This window comes from uncultured Fretibacterium sp. (assembly GCF_938040765.1).
Lineage (GTDB): Bacteria > Synergistota > Synergistia > Synergistales > Aminobacteriaceae > CAJPSE01.
This window is the reverse complement of sequence record NZ_CALIAA010000243.1, coordinates 1-3,231: the sequence shown is the minus strand read 5'-3', so window position 1 is coordinate 3,231 and position 3,231 is coordinate 1. Positions and strand designations below refer to the sequence as shown.

3 protein-coding genes are annotated in these 3,231 nt (G+C 58.4%); all 3 read left to right on the top strand.

The genetic code is table 11. The features are described 5' to 3' along the window. Positions 1–416, top strand: a 416-nt coding sequence (locus tag Q0176_RS08475) for a hypothetical protein (RefSeq protein WP_299301523.1), incomplete at its 5' end; no start/stop codon positions are given. Continuing rightward, on the top strand, positions 401–769 hold the full coding sequence (locus Q0176_RS08470) for a prepilin-type N-terminal cleavage/methylation domain-containing protein (RefSeq protein ID WP_299301520.1): 369 nt from the start codon (positions 401–403) through the stop codon (positions 767–769). The genes Q0176_RS08475 and Q0176_RS08470, both read left to right, overlap by 16 nt. Before the next feature lie 71 nt (positions 770–840). Further along, the coding region (locus Q0176_RS08465) for a prepilin-type N-terminal cleavage/methylation domain-containing protein (protein ID WP_299301517.1) at positions 841–3,231 on the top strand (2,391 nt) is incomplete at its 3' end.

The window sequence follows — 3,231 nt, the reverse complement described above, 5'->3', positions numbered from 1 at the left end:
GGGGAAGCGTCCTTATTGCCAGCCTCATTATTATGTTGTTTCTGATGATCTTCGGTGGGGCCATGTTCATCTTTTCGTACTCGAACTACCGAAGTGCGGAGCGCCAGTTGGGGGTCATGAGGGCCCGCGCTGCCGCAAATGCTCTTTTGTTCTCTGTGGGCTCCGTCGTCTCGGACGACTGTGCGCGGCCAAAGGCATCCCGGGTCCTTCCGGTCTCCGATGGGTCGCCGCTTACCACGACCTTTCAGGATGGCTTGATCTCCGCCGACATGACCATCTCCTCCACGCGAGGGGAGCGCGTTTTCCTTTTGGAGTGTCTTGCCCGATATGGAGCCTGGCAGAGCGGAAAGAGGTCTCTTCAAATTGTCAGAATGTCCACGGGAGCGGGGGATGTGAGCGAATGGCTGTGGAAATGATGTGTAAAAAGAGGTTTACGGAGCGGGGCCGGGCTCGGGCGGGGCTGACGCTGGTGGAGGTGTTGATAGCGATCATCATCATCTCCGTGGCGATGGGGGCGGTGCTCAATGTCTTCTCCCATTCTCTGCGACTTACGGTTGAGACCTCCCGGCATTCCAGCGGTTTGATGCAGTCTTATGCGGCAGTGGAGCGGAATTTTTTCGTCAAGGACCTCTCCGGGGTTCCCAATGCCGCCCTCGCAGGCAAGCCGATCAATATCGTCTTTTCCGCGGGGGGGGCGTCGTCCACGACCTTGGAGATCAAGCCCTACAATGTGGGCGGCGACTGGCCGCTGCGGGTGTATCGCTTCTAGTGCGCGCTTCAAGGGGTTGGGGGATGACTGTTTTTGGATAGGGAATGGATAGGGAATAAGGAGGAAAAGCGATGCGCCGAAATAAGGGTATGACCCTTGTCGAAGTTCTTATTGCCATACTCATCACGGTGATTATCGGGGGAAGCTCGGTGCTCTTTCTCCGGTCGGGCCTGGATATGGAGAGGGCGGGTACGATCAGCGCCGAGAACCAGGAGAGCCTGCGCCCGCCGGTTTTGGGGCTGGCTCCGCTGGTCGAGCGCGCCAGCGCTCTGGAGATCCTGCCGGCGCTGCCAAACAGGGACTCCCTCAAGCCGGGGGAGATCGTGGCCTATGTTGCGGACTCTCAGAATTCCACAAAGCTGAACTCCTCCCAGAAGAACATGTACCTCCGCAGCAGGAGCGGGGACGTGCTGATCCCCGGCTTCTCCCACATCAAGTCCGTCCGGTTCGAGAAGGCCTCGCTTCCCTCCTCGGGGGGTTCGCCCTCCTCGGGAGATCAGGCCGTCCGGCTGACCCTGACGGCCGGCAACTCCGGGAAGGAGCTGGTTTACTCCACGGATGTGCGCTCCCTGAACCGCGCCCCCGTGGAGGGGTTGATCTCCGGGGACTTCCTGAAGATCGAGGGCGAGTATGCCTTTTACGATCCCTACATCACGGAGGCCGAGCTGAGTGGGGGAAAGGTCGTTTCCAAGGATATCTCCAATAAGGCCTCCCTTCCGGTCGGGACCAAGGTCGTCGGATACTTTGCCATCTTCGCGGGCGACCCCGCCGCGGAGGTCGAGTACGAGTGGCGTATCTACAGCAAAGATGTGGATATTTATAGGATGCAGAATTTTTCTGTGGTTGGAGGGCCGAAATCGGGGCCGAGCGGGGACTTCTCCGGCGCAAAATTCCCGAACCTGAAGAAGCACTATGAGGAAGCTCAGCGTTTTACCCATCTCGACCTGTCCCTCACGCCCCCGACCGGCACCACGGCCCACGCCACGCCGCCGCTCCTGCTGGAGCTGGAGGCCGCGATGGAGGGGAAGCATATTGCCCTGGCGGTCCGCCGCAGGGGATCGGAGCAGTGGTTCCAGAGCAAGAGCTACCTGATCGCAACCGGCCAGAACAGCGGGTTCTGGAGGGACCTGCTCGATGAGTTGCGCAAGGATCAGGGGAAAGTAGTGGACAAGGACCCGAAGACGGGTAAGGAGACGAAGTTCGAGAACGAGTTTGTCATTCCCGGAAAAAAATTCGATATGCAGTTTGGTAACGTCGACCCGACGACGCACGAGCCCCATCTTCGCCTCAGCGGGGATGGCGACACCGGCCGTGGTTTCCTGGCCAAGGAGCTCGACGAGAAGTACTTCAAGAGAAAGGCGGACGACACGCGGGACCCGGAGTTCTGCCTCGAGAACTACACCATGTGGGTGGACGCCATAGTCGAGACGCCGAAGGGAAGCAGTAGTACTTCCAATGCCCAGCCTTCGAAGGGGTGGGGGGTTTTTCTGAACGGCAACCTGCGGAAGATAAGGCCGGCGGCGGACAAGGCGCCGACGGACCACTTCCACTACGGATACTTGTTCCAGTTCGACCCGGGCGTGGAATTTATGAGCTTTGTGTATAATCAGATTGCGGATTACGTGCCTTATTTGTACAACAAGTCCCTTGGCAGGACCTTCCTGGCCCTTGACAACATGGAGAGTAGTCAGGGACAGAGGCCCATCAAAACTCAGGGAGTGGTCATGAGAAGGGTCGACGGCGACCAGCACGATGGAGGCGTCACTTATGGCATCGAGAAGGTGCACCGCTGGAAGGAAAAGAACGATGCCACGAGGAAGGACTTTGGCGACCTTCCGAACTGGGGAAATGACTGGCGGAAACGACTGAGGTATTATCTTTGGCGCGACGTCGCCTACAAGGGGGCGGGCAAGGTCTACGACCCCGTCGACAAACGAAACTATCAGAACAGTTTCGCTTACGTAGTTGCAAGTGATGACATCCACTCGATGCGCGATCAGCGGTTCATGGTGGAGATCAACCTGATCACGCAGACGAGCAGAAAGGCCGGCGGTTCCGGCACGGTGCCCGACCGGGTTTTTTGCCGTGTCCGCATCTACGATAAGCCCAGAAAATACAACCCGGCCACGAAGCAATGGGCCTTCCCCGAGGACACGGGCCGGTCGAAGGAGATGTGGTTCGGCATCGAGAGGGGCAAGGGGCTGAACTGGGGGCTTCCCTACAACGCGTCCTATAACCACGTCATGGGCTTTGTCCAGGGGGACATGATCTATGAGCCGAATGCGCTCCCAAACGAGAAGATCAGGAACCTAGTAAAGACGCAGTACTTTGGGGACGCCATAGGAAAGTTCTTCGGCCTTCGTATCTGGGCGGATAGCGACTTCGATGCCAAGATCTATTTCATCGACATCGCCAAGGGACTCCCGCTGGATTTCAGGCTTCCCTGGGGAACCAAGGTGGGG

Bases quoted from the DNA above. Each gene is read 5' to 3' on its own strand.
- Q0176_RS08470 (WP_299301520.1), top strand. From the start codon at position 401: ATGGCTGTGGAAATGATGTGTAAAAAGAGGTTTACGGAGCGGGGCCGG.